Annotated in this window: 22 protein-coding genes; 1 reads left to right on the plus strand and 21 read right to left on the minus strand. The window is 56.6% G+C overall.

Going from position 1 to position 20,265, the window contains the following annotated elements; genetic code table 11:
- Positions 1–164: 164 nt before the first annotated feature.
- The 17 genes from G5S47_RS04450 to rpsB all read right to left on the minus strand — a co-directional run bounded on the left by G5S47_RS04450 (position 165) and on the right by rpsB (position 15,303).
- On the minus strand, positions 165–515 hold the full coding sequence (locus tag G5S47_RS04450) for an acyl carrier protein (RefSeq protein ID WP_179369698.1): 351 nt from the start codon (positions 513–515) through the stop codon (positions 165–167).
- 3 nt (positions 516–518) lie between these two features.
- Positions 519–1,022, minus strand: coding sequence for a DUF3145 domain-containing protein (locus G5S47_RS04455; RefSeq protein ID WP_006681156.1), 504 nt, complete (start codon positions 1,020–1,022; stop codon positions 519–521).
- Between the two features lie 138 nt (positions 1,023–1,160).
- Positions 1,161–1,652, minus strand: a complete 492-nt coding sequence (gene def, locus G5S47_RS04460; protein ID WP_006681157.1) for a peptide deformylase — start codon at positions 1,650–1,652, stop codon at positions 1,161–1,163.
- Positions 1,652–3,463: a proline--tRNA ligase gene (locus tag G5S47_RS04465; protein WP_219585175.1), complete on the minus strand. Its 1,812-nt coding sequence runs from the start codon at positions 3,461–3,463 to the stop codon at positions 1,652–1,654. The genes def and G5S47_RS04465 overlap by 1 nt, the downstream gene beginning before the upstream one ends.
- 86 nt (positions 3,464–3,549) lie before the next feature.
- Positions 3,550–3,996 (minus strand): hypothetical protein, encoded by a 447-nt coding sequence (locus tag G5S47_RS04470; protein WP_006681159.1) that lies wholly within the window; start codon positions 3,994–3,996, stop codon positions 3,550–3,552.
- A gap of 103 nt (positions 3,997–4,099) precedes the next feature.
- Complete coding sequence (locus G5S47_RS04475) at positions 4,100–4,594, minus strand: hypothetical protein (protein ID WP_006681160.1); 495 nt, start codon at positions 4,592–4,594, stop codon at positions 4,100–4,102.
- A gap of 17 nt (positions 4,595–4,611) precedes the next feature.
- Positions 4,612–5,787, minus strand: a complete 1,176-nt coding sequence (ispG, locus tag G5S47_RS04480; protein ID WP_006681161.1) for a flavodoxin-dependent (E)-4-hydroxy-3-methylbut-2-enyl-diphosphate synthase — start codon at positions 5,785–5,787, stop codon at positions 4,612–4,614.
- Positions 5,788–6,013: 226 nt separating this feature from the next.
- Positions 6,014–7,063 (minus strand): threonine aldolase family protein, encoded by a 1,050-nt coding sequence (locus tag G5S47_RS04485; RefSeq protein ID WP_219585176.1) that lies wholly within the window; start codon positions 7,061–7,063, stop codon positions 6,014–6,016.
- Positions 7,064–7,075: 12 nt separating this feature from the next.
- On the minus strand, positions 7,076–8,314 hold the full coding sequence (locus G5S47_RS04490; RefSeq protein ID WP_006681163.1) for a M50 family metallopeptidase: 1,239 nt from the start codon (positions 8,312–8,314) through the stop codon (positions 7,076–7,078).
- Complete coding sequence (gene dxr / locus G5S47_RS04495; protein ID WP_219585177.1) at positions 8,311–9,525, minus strand: 1-deoxy-D-xylulose-5-phosphate reductoisomerase; 1,215 nt, start codon at positions 9,523–9,525, stop codon at positions 8,311–8,313. Before dxr ends, G5S47_RS04490 begins: the two co-directional genes overlap by 4 nt.
- Positions 9,526–9,540: 15 nt before the next feature.
- Positions 9,541–10,092, minus strand: a complete 552-nt coding sequence (locus G5S47_RS04500; RefSeq protein ID WP_101627854.1) for a DivIVA domain-containing protein — start codon at positions 10,090–10,092, stop codon at positions 9,541–9,543.
- Complete coding sequence (gene rlmN / locus G5S47_RS04505; RefSeq protein WP_006681166.1) at positions 10,089–11,336, minus strand: dual-specificity RNA methyltransferase RlmN; 1,248 nt, start codon at positions 11,334–11,336, stop codon at positions 10,089–10,091. The genes G5S47_RS04500 and rlmN overlap by 4 nt, the downstream gene beginning before the upstream one ends.
- Before the next feature lie 8 nt (positions 11,337–11,344).
- A complete protein-coding gene (locus tag G5S47_RS04510; protein WP_103631876.1) occupies positions 11,345–12,235 on the minus strand; it encodes a phosphatidate cytidylyltransferase in 891 nt (296 codons plus the stop codon).
- Positions 12,232–12,789 (minus strand): ribosome recycling factor, encoded by a 558-nt coding sequence (frr, locus tag G5S47_RS04515; protein ID WP_006681168.1) that lies wholly within the window; start codon positions 12,787–12,789, stop codon positions 12,232–12,234. Before frr ends, G5S47_RS04510 begins: the two co-directional genes overlap by 4 nt.
- Positions 12,790–12,807: 18 nt before the next feature.
- The gene (pyrH, locus tag G5S47_RS04520; RefSeq protein WP_219585178.1) at positions 12,808–13,524 is read right to left on the minus strand and encodes a UMP kinase; all 717 of its coding nucleotides are present in this window, start codon (positions 13,522–13,524) and stop codon (positions 12,808–12,810) included.
- A gap of 90 nt (positions 13,525–13,614) precedes the next feature.
- On the minus strand, positions 13,615–14,442 hold the full coding sequence (tsf, locus tag G5S47_RS04525; protein ID WP_006681170.1) for a translation elongation factor Ts: 828 nt from the start codon (positions 14,440–14,442) through the stop codon (positions 13,615–13,617).
- 33 nt (positions 14,443–14,475) lie between these two features.
- Positions 14,476–15,303: a 30S ribosomal protein S2 gene (gene rpsB, locus G5S47_RS04530; RefSeq protein ID WP_006681171.1), complete on the minus strand. Its 828-nt coding sequence runs from the start codon at positions 15,301–15,303 to the stop codon at positions 14,476–14,478.
- A 348-nt stretch (positions 15,304–15,651) separates the two neighbouring features.
- Between rpsB and G5S47_RS04535 the strand changes: the two genes are divergently transcribed.
- Positions 15,652–16,173, plus strand: coding sequence for a M23 family metallopeptidase (locus tag G5S47_RS04535; RefSeq protein WP_219585179.1), 522 nt, complete (start codon positions 15,652–15,654; stop codon positions 16,171–16,173).
- A 45-nt stretch (positions 16,174–16,218) separates the two neighbouring features.
- On the opposite strand, the gene G5S47_RS04540 is transcribed toward G5S47_RS04535, so the two are convergent.
- Genes G5S47_RS04540 through G5S47_RS04555 form a run of 4 tightly spaced genes read right to left on the minus strand, consistent with a single transcriptional unit; the run spans position 16,219 to position 20,248 of the window.
- On the minus strand, positions 16,219–17,133 hold the full coding sequence (locus G5S47_RS04540) for a tyrosine recombinase XerC (RefSeq protein ID WP_219585180.1): 915 nt from the start codon (positions 17,131–17,133) through the stop codon (positions 16,219–16,221).
- Between the two features lie 10 nt (positions 17,134–17,143).
- Positions 17,144–18,298, minus strand: a complete 1,155-nt coding sequence (gene dprA / locus G5S47_RS04545; RefSeq protein ID WP_219585181.1) for a DNA-processing protein DprA — start codon at positions 18,296–18,298, stop codon at positions 17,144–17,146.
- Positions 18,282–19,841 (minus strand): YifB family Mg chelatase-like AAA ATPase, encoded by a 1,560-nt coding sequence (locus G5S47_RS04550; RefSeq protein ID WP_219585182.1) that lies wholly within the window; start codon positions 19,839–19,841, stop codon positions 18,282–18,284. Before G5S47_RS04550 ends, dprA begins: the two co-directional genes overlap by 17 nt.
- A complete protein-coding gene (locus G5S47_RS04555) occupies positions 19,838–20,248 on the minus strand; it encodes a YraN family protein (protein ID WP_006681176.1) in 411 nt (136 codons plus the stop codon). The genes G5S47_RS04550 and G5S47_RS04555 overlap by 4 nt, the downstream gene beginning before the upstream one ends.
- Positions 20,249–20,265 lie beyond the last annotated feature (17 nt).

Consider the following 20,265-nt stretch of genomic DNA (forward strand, 5'->3'; position numbering starts at 1 on the left):
GAGCATGCTCAGCTTCACTACTGTATTGCGCTATCTATGGTGACGTAAATCTAGGACGAAAGTCCACGACTTGCCGAAACTACACAAAAGAAAAACCGTCTCATCACCTTTTCTTGACCGAAGTCAAAGAAGATGAAAAAGACGGTCCTCGAACGCGGTTTCACCTACACATGTCCCGCAACACCGGAAAGCACATCGTCCAATGTCTCCCACGCATCAACCTCAGTATCTCGAATCGATAGCTTCAACTCGTGTTCAATGCGTGCAACGATCGCGTACCTGACTAACGTATCGATATCCAGATCCTTTTTCAGCGTCAGGTCACCGCGCGCATCTTCGGGGGCAAGGTCGACAAATTCCAAGATGGCATCCATCGTCACCTCACGCGCGTGCTCAGTTTTAGGGGACGAGGCCTCCCCCGCTTCATTGATCGCACCGCCTGTTTCAGGGGAGATATCGGACTTCTCCCCTTCAGCGTTGAGCGTGTACCCGAGCAGGTCAGCGATCGAACCCACCGGTTAGCCGACCTTGGAATTCAGATAGCGAACCGGTGCGCCGGCACCGGCGTGACGGAAGGATTCCAGCTCATCGTCCCACGCTTGTCCGAGGGCAAGATCAAGGCCTTCGCGCAATTCCTCGTAATTCGTGGCGCTCTCAATGGCGGCACGAATACGGTCTTCAGGAACGACGACGTTTCCGACAGTGTCCATCTGCGAGTGGAAGATGCCGAGTGATGGAGTATGAGCCCAGCGACCACCGTCCGTGGAAGCCGTGGCTTCTTCGGTGACCTCGTAGCGCAGGTGTTCCCAGCCACGCAGAGCTGAGGCGAGGCGCGCACCCGAGTCGACCGGTCCGACCCACGAGAACTCGCAACGCACCATGCCGGGAGCAGCGTCTTGCGCGGTCCACTGAAGACGCACATCTTGACCGAGAGCCGTACCGACTGCCCATTCGATATGTGGGCACAGCGCGGGCGGTGTTGAATGCACGAAAAGTACACCGCGGGTGTATGTCCCTCTCAATGTGACCTCCATAGTCTTTGAGGATCGTCTTCCCCTACGCCCTCAACTAGCACTGCCACATCTCACAACGGTGTAATTTAACTGTAAACGCCGTCGCACCATATAGCAAGAGGGTGCGACGGCGTTGCAACGACTCGATCAGAAGTGTGAGTTACGAATGTCCCTCAAAGCCTTCTTACGAGTCTTACGATCCAGGCGATCAATGTAGATCATGCCATCCAAGTGATCGCACTCGTGCTGCAGGCAACGAGCCATCAGCTCTTCACCTTCAACAACAATCGTCTTACCGTCCAGGTTGATGCCTTCGACGCGCGCATACCACGCGCGTTCGGTCGGATACCAGAGATCAGGAACTGACAGGCACCCTTCATCACCGTCTTGGAATTCGTCAGCCGACAGTTCCACAATCTTCGGGTTGAGGACGTAGCCGATTTCGCCGTCAATGTTCCACGAGAACGCACGAAGACCGACACCGATCTGGTTGGCGGCAAGACCTGCGCGGCCTTCCATGTCAACACCTTCAAGCAGATCCTCGACCAGCAGCTTCACCGAAGCATCAATATCCGTGATCGGATCGCACTGGGTGCGCAGAATCGGATCGCCGATGATGCGAATATCGCGGATTGCCATCATTTGCCTCCAAGAATCTCAGCGTGAGCAGCCTTCAGAGCTTCAACGGCCTGCGCGAGTGGCATTTCGGTCTTTTCACCGGTGGCGCGCTGACGAACCTCGACCAGACCATCCTTCAGGCCACGGCCAACAACCAGAGCCAGTGGAATACCGATGAGCTCGGCGTCAGCGAACTTGACGCCAGCCGAGACCTTGCGACGATCATCGTAGAGGACGTCCATGCCGGTGGCTTCGAGTTCTTCAGCGAGGCCCTTGGCAGTGTCGAAGAGCTCATCGCCCTTACCGGTTGCCAGAACGTGCACGTCGAACGGTGCGATCTGAGCCGGCCATGCCAAACCCTTATCATCGTGGTTCGACTCAGCGAGCGCTGCGAGCACGCGGGAAACGCCGATGCCGTACGAGCCCATGGTGACAACCTGGGACTTGCCGTTCTCGTCGAGAACAGTCAGGCCCAGAGCCTCCGCATACTTGCGACCAAGCTGGAAAATGTGGCCAATTTCGATGCCTCGTTCGAGGTGAAGCGAACCTGAACCGTCGGGAGCCTGATCGCCTTCGCGAACCTCGGCGGCCTCGATGGTGCCGTCGACTGCGAAATCGCGTCCCATAACCAGGTCGATCACATGGTGACGATCCTGGTTTGCGCCGGTCACCCAGGTGGTGCCCTCAACGACGCGAGGATCCACAAGGTAGCGGATGGAACCGGTCGGGTTTCCATCCTCGTCGGTTGTACGTGCCGGCGAGTTCGGTCCGATCACCTGCGGGCCAATGTAGCCACGGACCAGTTCGGGGTGATCCTCGAAGTCCTTGTCGGTTGCCATTTCAACTTCGGCGGGTGCGACAGCTGCTTCGAGGCGCTTCATGTCGACCTCACGGTCACCGGGCAAGCCAACGACGAGCAGTTCACGCGAGCCGTCAGGCTGGGTCAGAACGACGACAACATTCTTCAACGTGTCAGCTGAGGTCCATGCACGACCGTCTTCACGCGGGTATTGTGCGTTCAGCAGATCAACGAGGGACTCAATGGTCGCACAATCCGGGGTCGGAACAACGCGAGCCGGACCCACGTTGGACGCATCGACCGGAGCCGGTGCCGACGTCGTCACTGCCTCAGCGTTTGCTGCATAACCACCGGGTGAACGAACGAAGGTGTCTTCGCCGATCGGGCTGGGGTGCAGGAATTCTTCCGAACGCGAGCCACCCATGGCGCCCGACATTGCGGACACGATGACGAATTCAAGACCAAGGCGGTTGAAGATCCGCTGGTAGGTCTCGCGCTGCGCATTGTAGGAAGCGTCCAGGCCCTCGTCGGTAAGGTCGAAGGAGTAGGCATCCTTCATGACGAATTCGCGACCTCGAATCAGGCCTGCACGCGGGCGAGCTTCGTCGCGATATTTCGTCTGAATCTGGTACAGGGTGGTCGGCAGATCCTTGTATGAGGAATACATGTCTTTCACCAGTAGGGTGAACATTTCCTCATGGGTGGGAGCCAGCAGGTAATCCCCCGCCTTGCGGTCGTTCAGCTTGAACAGCGTCGGACCGTATTCTTCCCAACGGTTCGTTGCCTTGTAGGGCTCTGCCGGGATCAGACCCGGGAAGTGAACTTCCTGAGCGCCCATGCGATCCATTTCTTCACGGACGATGCCTTCGACCTTGCGCAGAACGCGCAGGCCAAGAGGCAACCACGTGTAGATACCGGGGGCAGTGCGTCGGATGTAGCCGGCACGAACAAGGAGCTTGTGGGAATCGACCTCAGCGTCAGCTGGGTCTTCGCGCAAAGTGCGCACAAAGTATGACGATAGAGTTCTCAGCACGCCTTCAAGATTAGTGCACCACGTCAGTGGTGTGCACCTTGAGGTCATCGACGAGGCCGAGCTCCTCTTTTCTCACACATTGACGTTCAGGCTCTCACGCCCACGAAGCGCCTAGCCGTACGAGCATTGAGTTCTTTTTCGGCGACTTTAGGGTGTGTTCGGTAATAGTGCTCTGCTCGCCAGCCGGGGTACATCCATGTTGGCAGGCTCTGTCCACACATAATCCAGACAGCGATCAAGGGAACCAATGCAAAAAGGAAGATGACAATAGTGCGTTCGAACAGTGTCTCGTGGCCGATGATGGTCTGAGCACTGTAGGCACCGACTGCGATCCACAGGCACCCAACAACGGGCACAGCCGGCCAAATGATCGCTTGGATCTGAGGAATAACTGGAGTGGGGCTATACGGGAACAATCGTTCCATGGCAACGACGCGTGTACGACGAGTGAGACCAGCCCATACCCAGCACCAGCCAACAATGATGGTAAGGCCAGTTACTACGAGCATTGCTACGCCAGCCCACGGCGCCATATGTCCTCCTTTGGACCAGCCCGTCTAGCACAAACGATTTTGGCGAGCCACGACGGTTTCTCTAGTGTAACCGTCGAACGCGCCACGCGTCTGATTCAGAACGTTAGATGGACTCAGCTGCCTTACGGATGTCGCGAAGCATCATCATCGCCCCGTAGGTTTCAAGGGAAAGCAATCCGTAGAGCTTTGCCTTGTCAAGGTTGGTTCCGTCGCTGGTGTGACGTTCGCGCATATGGAGCATCGTGCGACCATTACCCAAGTCGAGCAGGGCAAGAACGCACGTTCCCATCTGATCGATTTCTTCACCCTCGGTTCCAGGCTTGGGAGCATTCAGGATGATGCACGATTCTTCCTCTTTAGCCTTTAGCAAGGATTCGTCTTCAAGAGCAGCTTCGATGATCGACCAGACAGTAGAAGCCGGAGCGTTAATTCGAACTGCTCGATCAACCTGAACGTCAGCGCGGGGCACAAGAAGATCACCGGGAAGTGAAATCAAGGCTTCTGAAGCGGTCAGACCCAGACGTTTCGGGAAACCGGTGGCGTACAGTGAGGCGCCGGTTGCAAGCAGTCCCAGACCGAAGGCACGTGATTTTTTCATTCTTTCAAGTCCTTTTCTTAGCGACCGACGGGAATAACTTCGACTTGACCATCCCCCTCAGTCAGACCCATTTCTTCAGCTAGCGCGTGTGCGCGAGCAATCAGAGTTTCAACGATCTGATCTTCGGGAACGGTGTCAACAACTTCACCGCGAATGAAGATCTGGCCCTTGCCGTTGCCCGACGCGACACCAAGGTCGGCTTCGCGAGCTTCACCAGGTCCGTTAACGACGCACCCCATGACGGCAACACGCAACGGAACGGTCAATTCCTTGAGACCTTCGGTGACGTTTTCTGCCAAGGTCCACACGTCAACTTGCGCGCGGCCACACGACGGGCATGAAACGATTTCAAGAGTGCGATCACGAAGCCCCATGTATTCAAGAAGCTTGGTGCCAACCTTGACTTCCTCGACCGGAGGCGCAGACAAGGACACGCGGATCGTGTCACCAATGCCTTCTGAAAGAAGAACCGAGAATGCGGACACCGACTTGATGGTGCCTTGGAATGCGGGACCGGCTTCGGTCACACCGAGGTGCAGTGGCCAGTCGCCCTTTTCCGACAGCTGGCGGTATGCCTCAACCATGGTGAGAACATCATGGTGCTTCACGGAGATCTTGAAGTCGTGGAAGTCATTTTCTTCGAACAGTGACGCTTCCCAGACTGCCGATTCAACGAGGGCCTCGGGAGTCGCCTTGCCGTACTTCTTCAGCAGACGAGGATCCAGCGAACCAGCATTCACGCCAATGCGCAAAGAAACACCGGCGTCGGATGCCGCCTTACAGATTTCTTTCACCTGGTCGTCGAACTTGCGGATGTTACCGGGGTTCACGCGGACAGCTCCACAGCCCGCATCAATGGCTGCAAACACGTACTTCGGGTTGAAGTGAATATCCGCGATAACGGGGATACGCGATTGCTGTGCGATGATCGCAAGCGCCTCAGCGTCCTTATCCGTCGGGCATGCGACACGAACGATGTCGCACCCTGCTGCGGTGAGCTCTGCAATCTGCTGCAAAGTTGCACCGATGTCGTGGGTTTTCGTTGTGGTCATCGACTGGACAGAAACGGGGGCGCCACCACCAACGCGAACATCTCCAACCATGATCGACCGCGTCTTCTTACGCGGGAACGGAGACGTCTTTACTGCGGGGATGCCTAAAGATATTTCACTCACGCGCTCATTATCTCCCACTTCGGCTGTTTCTTCTTAGCGCAAAGGTGTGGGAAAGGTTAATGAAGATATGTCACTGTCACCATTTAGTCTCTGCATTTCACTCAATGGACGCGAATTCAAGGGAGAAACATGGAAACCCGCGCTTTCACTTCACACCGGGCATCCGTTATCGGTGTTGGTACAAGGTAACTCGGAACTGACTGGGGTGATGTGAGTCCTCAAGCAGCTAAGGAGCTACTGGAGGTTAACACGCAGACGAGGTCGCAATCCACTGAAGGAGGGCAGCTTCGTCTTCATCTGTGGTGGACCACGAAATGACGAAACGAACCGCCACCGTGTCGGCGACCGGCGCCCATTTTTCGATAGCAAAACGCTCGCGCGCGTCCTCAGCCATTTCAAGCGGGAGAATCGGGAAGAGCAGGTTCGTCGGAGAATCCACCAGCATCTCAAAACCGGCGTCTTTGAATGCCTGTTCGATCCGCTGAGCGCGCTGGGTAGCCTCGCGCGTAATGCGAAGGTACAGACCGTCGGCGAACATCGTGCGGAACTGCGAGCCCAGGATCCAGCCCTTCGACGCCAGTCCGCCGTGGATCTTCATCATCGCACGCAGTGAGTAGTCAGCCTTTGACGCGTCGGGCAGGACCAGGGCTTCACCCATCATCATTCCGCACTTGGCGCCACCAATGGAGAACGCATCGGTCAGCGTTGCCAGGTCAGCGAAGGTCACGTCATTTGCTGACGACCCCATCGCATATCCCAAACGCGCGCCATCAACGTAAAGGCCAACGCCGAAGGAATGACAGATCTCAGAAATCGCAGTCAGTCGTTCGAGCGAATACAACGTTCCAAGCTCCGTGGGCTGGGAAATATAAACCAGGCCCGGCGCAGTCACATGCTCACGCACACCGCCGTCGCGCCATTCAAGAAGAGTCGCTTCGAGCTCATTTGGGTCCATCAGGCCATCATGCGAAGGAATCGTATGAACACGGTGCCCAGAATTTTCAATCGCACCGGCTTCGTGGGTAGCAATATGACCGTCAGCGGTGGCGATCACTGACTGCCACGGGCGCAAAAACAGGTCGATCGCAAGATCGTTAATCAGGGTTCCACCGGCCATGAAACGGACTGCTCCACCGGGAATACCGCACTGGTCGAGGATCAGCTTTTCAGCTTCATCGCAGATCGCATCCATTCCATAACCGGGGAACTTCTGCATTCCAAACGCCGTCAAATCGGCAAGAATCTGCGGGTGAGCAGTCGCGGAATAGTCGTTCGTAAAAACAGCCTTGGCCATTTCAACTCCAGTTCAACGCAATGAAAGCGGATCAACAATGTCAGCGATAACAAGCACGATGCTCATCACCGCCAATAATGCTCCCACAACCCAGGTCAGCGGTAATAATCGGGCGGTATCGACCGGGCCAGGATTCTGTTTTCCTCCCATGCGCGCCACTCCTCCGCGCACGCCTTCGTAGAGCGCACCAATGATGTGCCCACCATCGAGAGGCGGCAGAGGAATCAGATTGAAAACCGCCAACGCCATATTCAGCGAGGCCATCAGACTCAAAAGGAACGCAATCTGAGAACGCACATCCGCGACGCCACTGCCCGCAGAATCGCTGGTCACCTCACCAGCAATTCGTGACACTCCAACAATCGAAATCAAGCCTGACGAATCGCGTTCACTTCCCGTCACCATCGACATCGTAACGTTCCACAGGGACTGTGGAATCTTCGTAATTGCACCCACCGTTCCCGTGAACATGTAGCGATATTCCTTGGCCGCATCCCACATCGAGGCCGCCGTATATTCATATCCGGCAGTCACGCCCACCACGTACGTGCCGTCCTCCGTCTTGCGCGGATATAACGAGGCCTCATGAAGGTCGCCATCGCGTTCAAAGGTCACCTGAAGAGGCTGTCCATTGGACGAGGCAATGGAGTCTCTAAAGGCAGACCAGTCATTCAAGTTCCGGCCATCAAGCGCGATGAGAGTGTCGCCCCCGGTCAGACCGGCCTCGTACGCCGGAGACGCAACGGTACCCGCATTCGTCTGAATTGTCGCAGACACATCCGCAAGCGTTAACGAGGCAGTGCGGAAACCAATGCCGACCATCGCAATAACGAGGAAAAGGAACGCAAGCAAGAAATTCATCGCGGGTCCAGCCGCCATAACAATTGCTTTCTTCCACCACGTCAGACACCAGAATGCACGGTGTGCACACCCTTCGGGCATTTCTTGGGCACTCTGGTGGCGCGCTTCTTCAGCAAGATCCCGCTGTCCCTTCGAATTCAGCGTGCGACGACCCGGCTTGGCAGGGGCGAACATGCCGAGGATACGCACGTAACCACCCAGCGGAATCGCGCGAAAAACAACCAACGTGCCTTTGACTTCACGCGACACAATCTTCGGACCAAAACCGATCGCATACTCACTGACGACCGCGCCGAATTTCTTCGCCGGAACAAGGTGGCCAAGCTCGTGAAGACCAACGGTGATGATAAAGCCGACGACAACGGCAAAGATCCCCGCCAGGTAGCTCATGAAGATCTACTCACCAGCGCATTCGCCTGCGCGCGCGCCCATTCTTCGACCCCAAGAATGTCATCCAACGTCGGGTCTGCAATACCATCGTGAGACTCAACAACCTTTGTCAAAGAATCGACAATGCCCAGCCACGGTAGTTTCTTGGCTAAAAACGCATCGACGAACACTTCATTCGCAGCGTTGTACACCGCTGCATGCGTCGGTGACGAGGCCACCGCATGACGCGCAAGATTGATGGCAGGGAAGGTATCGCTATCGACCGGTTCAAAGGTCCAACTCTGCGCATCGGCCCACGTCAGAGGCTTTTCCACGTCGTGCAGGCGCTCGGGCCATGTCAAGCCCAGGGCGATGGGCAGACGCATGTCGGGTGGCGAAGCCTGAAGCGTTGTTGCACCGTCAATCCACGTCACCATTGAGTGCACGATCGACTGCGGGTGAACAGTCGTCACAATGTGCTCGGGAGCCACATCAAACAGCAGGTGAGCCTCAATCAGCTCCAGCCCCTTGTTGACCAGCGTCGAGGAATTGATCGTGACAACCGGACCCATGTTCCACGTCGGGTGAGCAAGAGCAGCTTCCGGAGTGATATCAGCAAGTTCAGCGCGCTTCTTACCCCTAAACGGGCCACCTGATGCCGTCAGAACAAGATCGGCCACCTCAGTGTGGCCGGTGACCACTGGTGAAGTGAGGCCGGCCTCGTGAACTCCACTGGCCAACGCCTGAGCGATAGCCGAATGCTCGGAGTCGACAGGCACAATCTGACCCGGACGCACACAGGCGCTACGCACCACATGGCCACCCACAACCAACGATTCCTTATTCGCCAAAGCTAGCGTCGCACCGGACTTCAAAGCAGCCAGCGTGGGAAGCAGACCCACTCCCCCGGTGATACCGTTCAGGACAACTCCGTCAGGAACAAGTGAAGCCACCTGAGTTGCCCCGTCCGGCCCTTCGATAATCTGCGGGTGCGCAGACGAATCAATGGTATGAATCGCGTCGCGTAGCTCGCCACCAACACGGCGATCCACACTGACGACAGGAACATCGAACTCAACCACCTGGCGCGCAAGACGCTCAATATTGCCGCCGCCAGCAGCAAGACCTCGGATATCGAAACGCAACGGATTCGCGCGAACGATATCCAACGCTTGAGTACCAATCGAACCGGTCGACCCCAGCAGGACAATCGGCTGACGCGAAGAAGTCACGATTCGCCCTCCCAATCAGGAAACAGCCAGAAGAATCTCTACGGCGCGCCCAAGATAGGCGTCAACCGTTCCTTCCGTGTAGCCCTTCTTGCCACGAGCAGGCTGGAAAACAGCAAGACGAACGTCATCGACGCTCATCTCAGTGCCCTCGTCAAAATAGGCGGCCAAACGATCCAGCAGATCATCAACCTGAGCCGCGTCATATCCACGACCGGATTCCGGGTGTGAGAAACGCTCGCCCCGAGGACGCATCAGGCGGTCGTACAGCGTCGTTGCGCGCTCGGCAACCTTCTCGAACCATGCGGCCTCGCCGTTAACAGCAATATGATCCGCACGATCGCGCTGAACAAAGGCCGCTTCAAGACGGCTCATCGCGGAATCAACAGCATCAATCGCGTAGCCACGACGCTTCAATGGGAACGTCGCCTGGCGAACCTGCTGTGCAGAGAACTGCTCTGCCGGCAAGCCACCTTCATACGCCTGGCGCGCGTCCGCAAAGAAAGCGTCCACACGCTCAGTCGCATAGCCGTGACGCCAGAAGCTCACTCGTGGGAAAGAGTCACTCATCGAGTCTCCTGAATTGAAGTGGAATCTGAATTGATAGACCGACGCTTCGCATTCGCTTCCTTCACCGCTGTTGCGAGCTGACCGCACGCACCATCAATGTCAGAACCGCGAGTATCGCGAATCGTCGTTGAAATCCCATTGTTGCGCAGAGTAGCGACAAATGTGTCCTGAGCACGCCGAGTAGACGCAGTCCAGATTGTGCCGGGAGTCGGATTCAACGGAATTGGGTTCACATGAGCCCACCCGTGACCGCGCTTATTGAGCTCATCAGCAAGCAATTGGGCACGGTATTCCTGATCGTTCATATCCTTGATCAGCGCGTACTCAATCGACACGCGACGACCCGTCGCAACAAAGTATCGGCGAGCAGCATCAAGCAACTCCCCCACCTTCCAGCGCGAGTTAATCGGAATCAACTCGTCGCGAAGGTCATCATCGGGAGCATGCAACGAAACTGCCAACGTCACAGGCATGCCTTCTTTCGCCAGCTTGTCGATCGCGGGAACCAAACCCACCGTCGACACAGTGACGTTTCGAGCTGAAAGTCCAAAGCCTTCTGGGCTGGGATCAATCAGGCGGCGCAGAGTATTCACGACCGTGCGGTAGTTAGCAAGCGGTTCGCCCATACCCATAAACACAACGTTAGAGAGGTGCGTCGGCCCGCCGGGAAGCTCGCCATCCCGACACGCAATCTGCGCTTGGCGCACCTGATCGACAATTTCGCCCGTCGACAGGTTACGAGTCAGCCCCATCTGGCCGGTCGCGCAGAACGGACACGCCATGCCACATCCTGCCTGCGAAGAAATACACAAGGTCGTGCGCTGCGGGTAACGCATCAGCACGGATTCAACGCGCGCCCCATCGAAAAGCTCCCAAAGGTGCTTAATCGTCATCCCGCCATCCGCGTGTTGCGCGACGACTTGGCGAACCAGTTCAGGCAACAGACCTTCACGAATTGCATCGTGCATCGATGCGGGAATATCACTCATCTTCGCCGGATCGGCTTCGAAGTGATCAAAATAATGTCGAGAAAGCTGGTCAGCACGGAAACCGGGAAGACCCAGATCCTTCAGGACCTGCTTACGTCCTTTTGCATCCACGTCAGCGAGGTGAGCAGGTGCCTTGCCAGGTTTAGCTGGCGCGAAAGAAATCACCGGCTTCGCATCGGCTGACGTTGCTCCTTCTGGGGGCTGGTCAGTCGGACGCACTTCACGCCGACGCTGTTTTTCGAATTCGAGGCTCATAGGATTCCTTACAGCGTCCAGGTGAAGATCATAAACATAAGCGGTGCAACCATCAGCAAAGCATCAACGCGGTCAAGGACACCGCCATGCCCCGGCAGAATTTGCGACATATCCTTCAGACCGGTTTCACGCTTGATTAACGATTCAGTGAGATCACCGAGCGTGCCGACAACACACGCAACAACGCCGGCAAGGAGGCCGAATGCCCAGTGGCCACCAAGTGCCCAGAAAGCAAGTCCACCAAGTGCGACAGAAGCAATTGTCGAGCCGATGAAGCCTTCCCAGGACTTCTTGGGTGATAGACGAGGCGCCATCGGATGTTTGCCGAATAGAACGCCTGCGACCCAGCCACCGGTATCGGATGCGACGACTAAGCCAACGTAGGTGAGAACCACCCATGGGTTACCGAACTGGCGCATCATCAGCACAACGAACGAGGCAAGGAAAGGAACATACAGCGCGACAAAGACCGATGCAATGACGTCGTTAATCCGCCCCTTGGGGTTCGGATCCAAGATTCGCCACGCAACAACAGCGAAAATGGTTGCGTACAGGGCAAAGAGGAGCGCTTCTGCGCCAAGAGACCATGCGCACGTGACCATGCCGATAGCTCCCGCATACAGCGGAGCCATCGTCAGCTTTGTTTCTAGGTGGGCGAATGCGCCACCTAACTCATATAAACCCGCCAGCGACGCCAGCACAATGAACAGTGTCAAAAGTGGCGGTACATAAAACAAGCAGATACCGACGAAAAGAATCAAAACAACGGCAGTAGATACTGCTGCTGGAAGATTACGTCCTGCCTTCCCGGTGGCTGCCAGTGGTTCCTTCACCTTCGTTGGTTGCGGAGAGAAAAACTTCGCAACCAACGAAGGGGAAGAATGATCAGAGGCGCTCACAGCGTCAGGAGCTCAGCTTCCTTGGATGCAAGAAGCTTGTCAACCTGTTCGACCTGCTTCTTCGTCAGCGATTCGAGGCTTTTTTCTGCACGATCGACCTCGTCTTCGCCGGCTTCGCCGTCTTTCTTCAGCTTATCGAGCTGTTCCTTTGCCTTACGACGAACGTTACGAACTGCGACGCGAGCATCTTCGGCCTTGGTCTTTGCCAGCTTCACGTATTCCTTACGACGTTCTTCAGTCAAGGCAGGAAGAACAACGCGGACAACGTTGCCATCATCGGTCGGGTTCACACCCAGATCAGATTCACGCAGGGCCTTCAAGATCTCATTCGTGGCAGTGCGATCGAACGGGGAGATCAACACGGTACGAGCTTCAGGAATCTGGAAAGAAGCGAGCTGTTGCATCGGCGTGGGTGCACCGTAGTAGTCGACAAGAATCTGCTCGAACATCGCGGCGTTTGCGCGACCGGTGCGGATATTGCCAAATTCGTGGCGTGCGGATTCAACCGCACGGTCCATCTTTTCCTCGGTTTCAAGGAGGATGTCGTCAATCATTCGTGACTCCTATGTTGATCAGTCTTGCGCAGTCACAAGAGTACCGATTGTCTCACCCATCAGGGCAGCAGTCACATTGCCTGCTTCAGACATTCCGAAAACTCGTGTCTGTAAACCATTATCACGGCAAAGTGCCAAAGCTGTTGCATCCATGACCTTGAGTTCCTGAGAAAGGGCATCCGAGTACGTCAGGAATTCAAGACGCTTCGCGTCCGGGTTCAGGCGCGGATCGTCATCGTACACACCATCCACGCCGTTCTTAGCAACAAGAAGCTCGTCGCAGTGGGTTTCAAGAGCACGCTGAGCTGAAACCGTGTCCGTCGAGAAGAACGGCATACCGGCACCCGCACCGAAGATAACAACGCGCCCCTTTTCCATATGGCGAATAGCGCGCAACGGAATGTAGGGTTCACCAACCTGGGTCATCGTAATTGCGGATTGAACACGCGCAGGAACACCGGCTTGTTCGATGAAGTCTTGAAGCGCAAGGGCGTTCATCACGGTACCGAGCATGCCCATGTAGTCGGCGCGGGAACGATCCATTCCTGCTTTAGCTAGCTGTGCACCGCGGAAGAAGTTACCGCCACCAACGACGACTGCGACTTCAATGCCTCGACGGACAGCAATAGCAATCTGCCGAGCAATATCGCGAACGACAGTGGGGTCAAGACCAACGGCGCCACCGCCGAAAGCTTCACCAGACAGTTTAAGAAGGACCCTACGAGTATGAGGCATGCGCGTTTCTCCTGTTCACGCGGTAAGAAGCATTAGTACACAGGATAGCCGAATGGCCCCGCCCATTTGGGCGGGGCCATTCATGCGTTATCAGGCTCCGACGTGAACGCGAACGAACTCGGTCACCTTTGCGCCGGCCTCGGCAAGAACCTTGCCGACCGACTTAGAGGGATCGCGAGCGAACGCCTGGTCCACGAGGCAGTTGTCCTTGAAGTAGGCTTCCATGCGACCTTCGACGATCTTGCCGACGATGTGCTCGGGCTTGCCTTCTTCGAGCGTGATCTTCGTGAGAGTCTCGCGCTCCTTCTCGAGGACGTCAGCAGGAACGGCATCGCGATCAAGGTATGCCGGCATGTAAGCGGCAATGTGCATTGCGATGTCGTGAGCAACTGAAGCGCCAGCTGCGTCGGTGACGACGAAGACGCCAACCTGCGGGGGGAGGTCGGGGCTGGTCTGGTGCAGGTACAGGTCAACGTTCTCGCCCTCGACGCGCACAACGCGACGGATTTCGAGCTTTTCGCCGATAACTGCTGCCATGGAATTGAGCTTGTCCTGAACGGTCTCGTCACCCATGGGGGATGCGAGGAGAGACTCAAGATTGGATGCGCCCGAAGCAACGGCTGCTGCGAGAACCTCGTTTGCGAAGTCAATGAACTTCTGGTTCTTTGCAACGAAGTCGGTTTCGGAGTTGACCTCGACGAGGACGCCAACACCATCGTCAACCTGAGCGACCAGAAGGCCGGCGGATGCCTGACGATCTTCGCGCTTGGAGAGCGACTTCAGACCCTTCAGGCGGATGATTTCGAGAGCCTTTTCAGCATCGCCATCAGCCTCGGTCAGAGCCTTCTTCACGTCCATCATGCCTGCGCCGGTCTGCTCACGCAGAGCCTTGACGTCAGCAGCGGTGAAATTCGCCATTGATGTCTCTTTCTACTTTGAAGTTGGTAAAGATCAGTTCTCGGCGGGGGCTTCGGTAGCCGGAGCTTCTTCAGCCTTGGCTTCGCCCTTGTCGCCTTCGAGGAGTTCGCGTTCCCACTCGGCGAGCGGTTCTGCAACGGTTTCTGCCGAGTCAGCGGACTTGCGGGTTTCGGAACGAGCGAGGAGGCCCTCTGCGACTGCGTCTGCGATCACGCGGGTGAGCAGTGCAACTGCGCGGATGGCATCGTCGTTACCGGGGATGCGGTAGTCGACCTCGTCCGGATCAGCGTTGGTGTCGAGAATGGCGACGATCGGGATGTTGAGCTTGCGAGCTTCGGAAACCGCGAGGTGTTCCTTCTTCGGGTCAACGATCCAGATGGCGGACGGGGTCTTGGCCATGTCGCGGATGCCACCGAGTGTGCGAGCCAGCTTGTCCTTCTCACGACGCATCATGAGGAGTTCCTTCTTGGTGCGACCGGATGCGGCGACATCGTCGAAGTCGATCTGCTCGAGTTCCTTGAGGCGCTGGAGGCGCTTGGAAACGGTGGAGAAGTTGGTGAGCATGCCACCGAGCCAGCGGTGGTTTACGTACGGCATGCCAACGCGGGTTGCCTGCTCTGCGACGGCTTCCTGCGCCTGCTTCTTGGTGCCAACGAAGAGGATGGTGCCACCGTGTGCGACGGTCTGCTTCACGAAATCGTAAGCAATGTCGATGTCAGCAATGGTCTGCTGAAGATCGATGATGTAGATGCCGTTGCGTTCGGTGAGGATGAAACGCTTCATCTTCGGGTTCCAGCGGCGGGTCTGGTGACCGAAGTGGACACCGGACTCGAGGAGCTGACGCATGGTTACGACTGCCATTGAATCGTCCTTCCCCGCAAAACTGCGGGATCATGAGGGTTTTCGCCCTCGATTTCGGTTACGTGCTGTGCGCGGGTACGCAAGCCCTGGTGCCATGACTTAAGTTCACCTCGAAAGGACCTGGAACTTATGCCCACCGCGGAAGACCGCTGACGTGAAAATGGCACGCGAAGTCACCTGCAAGCAGGTGCTCAAATAGCTTATCTCATATGCCCTCATACTCCCTATTTCGCTTGATGTGACCCTCGTCGCCAGACTTATCCACAGGTGCCTCACCCGATCGCGGAGTATCCACAATAAGCAATCACTCCATTCGCCCTTTGGCCCGCGATCAACGACATTGAGTGCATGTTTCTTCACAATGACCGTTATGCACGTCTTCCTTTGACGATCCTTGTCGCCTTGGCTCTGTTTTCTTGCCTATTGACGAGGCCGGCCAATGCATCCGTCTGGCAACACTGGCAGTGGCCGACCGGGAATGTGGCAAGCGTGACCAGGGGTTTTGATCCTCCGGCGTTACGGTGGCTTTCAGGGCATCGCGGAGTCGATCTGAAGGTCGATGTTGGCGCTACGATCTATGCCCCGGCTGACGGGATTGTAGAAGTGGCCGGCGAGGTTGCCGGCCAGGGTGTTGTCTCGTTATCCCATGGCCCGGTCCGTTCAACATATGAGCCCGTCGATGCTCTTGTGAGCGTTGGAGACCACGTCAGTGCGGGGGCTCCCATAGCAACCCTCAGACCCGGGCATGAGCCAGCAGGCGGTCTGCACTGGGGGGCTAAAACCTCAAGGGACCACTACGTTAATCCCCTACGGTTCTTAGTTGGCGATCTTGCCCTGAAACCCTGGGATGGGAGTAAAGTGCGCGGGTAGCCTCGTCAATCGTAGGCGGGGCGAAGCTGGAGGGCAGACGAAGAGTTAAGCGCGCGGGTGCGCCTGAGCATAGATAGCGGACAATCGTTTTGAATCAACGTGCGTGTATCGCTGGGTGGTCTGTAAAGAAGAGTGGCCGAGGATCTCTTGAACGCTACGCAAATCTGCTCCCCCTTCAAGCAAGTGCGTCGCCATCGTGTGCCGTAGAGCGTGTGGCGCAAGATCTGGGACCCCAGCTCGGGCAGCTTCGCGATGGAACATGGAGCGGACAACTCGAACATCGATCCGCTTACCCTGGTCACCAATGAACAGAGCATTCCCAGAATCAGAATTGCTCAGTTGCGGACGACCGCGAACCGTCCACGTCTGTACGGCTTCGAGGGCAAGATCGGTCAGCGGAACAACGCGTTCTTTGTTTCCCTTACCCAAAACACGTCCGGTGTGGCCCGAATAATCGATGCTTGTCACATTCAACCCAACGAGTTCTGAGATACGCATTCCCGACGCATAGATCAGTTCAAGGATCGCCCAGTTCCGCAGATCTGTCGCATCGCCTGAACGGGCGTGGGCACGCGCATACTCCATCAGGGTCGTCGCATCATTCGATGTCAGAACCTGAGGAAGGCGTTGATCTACGCGAGCAGACGCAAGCGATGCAGAAGGATCATGAGCCAACACGTCATGGTCAATCGCCCACCGACAAAAGTTTCGTACGGCAGCGGTCTTACGTGACAGGGTCGAACGTGATGCACCCTGCTCACTCAGTTTCGCTAACCACAGACGAAGACGGCGCGTTGTCAAGCGAACGTCTAGTTGCTCGCTCGTTGGATTCGGGTCAACGCCGATGAACTCAAAACATCCAGCAACATCGACCGAATATGCCGTGATCGTATGGTCAGACAGCCGACGCGCATGGGTCAGGAATGATACCCATGCGTCGAAGATGCCTAACTCACTCATGCCTTCATTATCAGCACCGAGCTCCACCTTTGCGAGCCCAACCGCGGGAGTTAGAACGCACGTACCCGTCAAGCTCCAGTTCCGCGAGCGCCCGCAACGTTTCCTGTTCGCTCATGCCAGCGTTTGCGGCGATGGTGGAAAGTGTTGAGAGGTTGCGTATGGGAAGGGCTTCCCATGCCCTGCGCGCGTGGGGTGAGAGTGCATTGACTCCCTGATCTGGGCAGACGGGTTCACCGAAGAGTGTGCCTTGGAGTTGCGTGTGCAGGGGGTCGATCATTTCGTGGATGTCGGATGCGTTTCTGATGAGCGTGGCACCGTTGCGAATGAGCTCGTGGCATCCCGTTGAGGATTGCGAGGTGATGGGTCCGGGGACTGCTCCTACGGGTTTGCCTAGTGTCATTGCTCGTCTGGCTGTTGCGAGGGCACCGGATCTGGATGACGCTTCGATGACAATGGTGGCATCCCCCCAAGCGGCTAGCATTCTGTTTCGTCCAAGGAAGCGCCATTTTGCGGGTCTGAAGCTTGGTGGTACTTCTGAGACGATGGCTCCTGACGATTCGACGATCGTTTCGAAGTCGCGGGTATGAGAGACGGGATAGGGGTTTGCTACTCCCCCGGCAAGGATGGCGATTGTCTGTCCGTTTGCTGCGAGTGTTCCCCTGTGGGCGGCGATGTCAATGCCGAATGCTCCGCCGGAGAGGATGGTATCGCCTCTGTCGGCAAGCTCGGATGCGATGTCGAAAGCGTTCCTTGTTCCGAGGTTTGTTGTTGCTCTCGCTCCGACGATGGTGACTGAACGTGTGTGTGGGAGCGTGCCCACGACCCATAGGCCAAGTGGTGTTGATTCTTGAAGGATGGTGAGTTCTTTGGGGAAGGATGGGTCTTCTTGGCTGATGAAGCGTCCGCCTAGGGCGTGGATTGCCTCAAGTTCTTGGTTGAGGTTGTTGCGTAGTGCACGTGGTTTGAAGCGTTTCCAGGCGTCTTCGAGTGTTTTTCGATGCTGTGACAGTGGTGGTGGGAGTGGGCCGGGAGAATCGGCGCGTACCCATTCGACTGATTCAATGAGTCCAAGGTGAAGTCGTAGAGCGTGGGCATGGGCGTCTTCGGGTTCTTGGATGCATGTCCACCATGCCCAGGCGAGGTCGCGTTCATTGATAGAAGGCATCGAGTGCTCCTGAGTTTCTCAGTTGTAGTGCCTGCGCAAGGTCGGTGTCGTTGGGTGTGGATCGTTCGGCTAGGTCGGCGAGCGTCCACATGAGGCGTAAGACGCGATCGGCGCCTCGCATGGACAGAATTCCTCTGTCGACGCCTTGATCGATGCGGTCAATGTATGTGCGTGCTATGCCCGAGTGCTGTCGCACCCAGGGGCCGGGAAGCTGACAGTTGAGGGTCCATCCTGTTCCTTCTAGGCGTGTGCGTGCCCTGTCGCGTGCGGCGAGTACTCTTTCGGCTACTTCTTCGGATGTGCGTCGTTTGCTGGCGTTGAGCTGCGCGCGGGTGGGAGCATGCATTGCGATCGTGATATCGATGCGGTCAAGCAAGGGCCCTGATAGTCGTGTGATGTACCTGCGTTTTTGGATAGATGCGCATCGACAGGGGCGAGCTTTGGTTCCACCACCGCACGGGCAGGGGTTTGAGGCGAGGATCAGTTGAAATCTGGCGGGATAGGTGGCTTGTCCTTTGGCTCGATGGATCGTGATGACGCCTTCTTCGAGTGGCTGGCGCAGAGCGTCGAGGACCGAGGGAATGAATTCGGTTGCCTCGTCAAGGAACAGGACTCCCCCGTGTGCCAGTGATGCTGCACCCGGCATCGCAATCCCGCTACCGCCACCAATCAGGGCCGGCATTGTGACGCTGTGGTGAGGGGATTGGAAGGGTGGGGTGCGCATCAGGGTTGCGTGGTCTTCGAGGCGGCCTGCGATGGAATGAAGTGCGGATGTCATCAGGGCCGTTTGATCATCCATCGGCGGCAAAATCGTTGGCATACGTGATGCGAGCATTGACTTTCCGGAGCCAGCTTCACCGATGAGCAACACGTGATGGCCTCCCGCGGCAGCCACCTCTAACGCGTCAACAGCTCCGTCTTGACCTCGTACATCTGCTAAATCTGAAACCGCGGCGATGCTTTCTGTCAGTCTCTCAGTCGGCAGAGCGTGGAGAATCGGGATAGGTGTTTTCGGACGTAGAGCATCTCCCCCAGCCCAGGTAACAAGATCAGCTAAGTGGTCGAAACCAATGACATCAATACCGTGGACAAGACGAGCTTCTAAGACACATGTTGCGGGAACGATGACACGTTGAATCCCGAGTTTCTTCGCCGACAAGACCGCGGGAAGAATTCCTCGGATTGATTGGATACTGCCGTCAAGAGCTAGTTCTCCTAATAGAGCAGCGCCTACGAGTGCCTGTCTTTTCAGTGAGCCCGCAGCTTGAAGCACTGCGATGGCGATCGCAAGATCAAACCCTGAACCAGACTTTGGAAGACCCGCCGGTGACAGGTTCACGGTGATATGAGAGTCCATCACTTCCAAGTTGCAGGACTGCAACGCCGAGCGAACCCGGTCTTTCGCTTCACGCAAAGACGCGTCCGGCAGGCCAACCAGAGTGAACTTGACCAGTCCGCGCCCCACATGTGCTTCAACGCGCACCCGATGGCCTTCTATGCCCACAAGTCCAATTGAATCAATGTGTGCAAGCGAGGCGTTCATGCGATGCCTCGAATCCATTCGATGCGCGCACCGTAGTCACGTAAGTCCGCATCTGGACCAGACTCTTCAACGACTACGCGCATTGCCGGATCGACAGTGATCGCAACAATGTCAACGCGCAAGTGCCCACGGCACTCATGCGATCGCACCCAAGCAACCGACAGCGAACGTAGTTGCCTGACCTTTCGATCATCAACTGATTCGAGCGCACTCCCCTTTGCATTCCCAAAGCGGGTTCTGACTTCGATGACAATCGTGTTTGACCCGTCCGTCGCAATGATGTCGAGCTCGCCTGCCCTGCCGTTGCGCCAATTTCGATCAACAACCTGCAGACCACCTTCGCTGATGAAGCGCGTCGCAGTGACCTCGCCTAGCATTCCGAGTCGACGGCGAAAATCGTTTCCCATACTGACCTCCGCACCAA

Origin of the sequence: Schaalia turicensis (genome assembly GCF_019380255.1) — a bacterium.
Classification (GTDB): Bacteria; Actinomycetota; Actinomycetes; order Actinomycetales; family Actinomycetaceae; genus Pauljensenia; species Pauljensenia turicensis_A.